General features: G+C 48.1%; 1 protein-coding gene. It reads right to left on the bottom strand.

Annotated features, from left to right (window positions below):
* Positions 1-1,018 (bottom strand): IS110 family RNA-guided transposase (locus tag P5G61_RS31795; RefSeq protein WP_301250120.1); only part of this gene is annotated, 1,018 nt, incomplete at its 3' end.
* Positions 1,019-1,267 lie beyond the last annotated feature (249 nt).

Below are 1,267 nucleotides of genomic sequence, written 5' to 3'. Positions count from 1 at the left end.
GCACCGCTAAATATAGCGAACGTCTGAGCCTTTTAGAGCCTCGTTTCGTAATTCGTGTACTTGTCGCTGTGAACTTTCCTGAACTGAAAATCCCTGGGTCAAGGCCCGCAAACGCCACAAGTTGCTTCGCATCACTAAACTGTTTCACATCACCTAGTTCAGCTACAATGGCTGCGGCCAGTTTCGTTCCAATTCCCGGGATACTTCTCACCAGTTCCACTTCAGGCAGATTTTCTGCGATTTCCTCCATTTGTTTTTCGATTTCCTCCAGTTGCCGAATCATCGTCAACAATAAAGAGACCATTCCGAGCAGTGCCTTGCTTTGAGCGGGGCTACGCCGAATTTCTTTCCATTCATCCAGTACTTCCTCCAGTTTTCTCGCTTTTTCATTGGTCCATCGCTTGGAATGGGATCGTCCCGAATTACCCTGAATGACTTCATTCCAATTCGTCATACTTCCCTCCAAACAATGAGTCAGCACGGTCAATGATGTTGTTGAAAACACATTGTAAAATATCTGCTCATACGCCGGAAACACTTGCTCCAGCAAGGCTCTGCTGTTCAGCTTCGCTTGCACAAAGATTCCCGTAACAAACTCATGCTGCCGAGTCAAATGCTGTAGCTCTGTAAACGTCTCATCCCAGTCTCGATGCGGCTTCACGTCGCCGCGATAGTACATCTCTGCCAGATGCCAAGCATCTGCAGCATCTGTTTTAACTTTGCGTAACTGCGTTCCCTTGGCTCGCTTGGATTGCAAGGGATTCACAATGTAGTAGGTGTAGCCACTCCGATTCAGACACGACATCAAGGCACGATGGTAATGCCCAGTCGCCTCCAAAACAACCACTGGAGCAACACCCGTTTCGGCTTGAAGGGCGCCTAACATCTCCGTGAATTGTTCGAATCCACTCGCAACATGCTCAATGACGATAGCTTTGCCAACGGGCTCATTTCGTTTTTGAAACACCTGTATCACACTTGAACCTTTAGCGACATCTACACCAACAACAGGCTCCATATGCTCACTCCTTATCTTTTGTTTCGCCGGTCCTTTCCACGATGGTTCCAAACCCATAGCTTCGCTTGTTATACGGGGTCAACTGCCCCTACCAGCCCAAACATGGTCTTTTGGAGGTCGTGGGAGAACTGTTTTTGTTACGAGGTCCTAGCCCCTAAAACCGCCACGTTCTCCCGGCTTCCCCCATCGTAAAACGACCACAAAAAAAGGCCAACCAGTAATTACTGGCTAACCTGATAATACGAAAAA

It is taken from the genome of Paenibacillus vandeheii (genome assembly GCF_030433635.1).
Taxonomy (GTDB): Bacteria; Bacillota; Bacilli; order Paenibacillales; family Paenibacillaceae; genus Paenibacillus; species Paenibacillus vandeheii.
The sequence above is the reverse complement of the archived record's forward strand: the minus strand, read 5'-3'. Positions and strand labels throughout refer to the sequence as shown.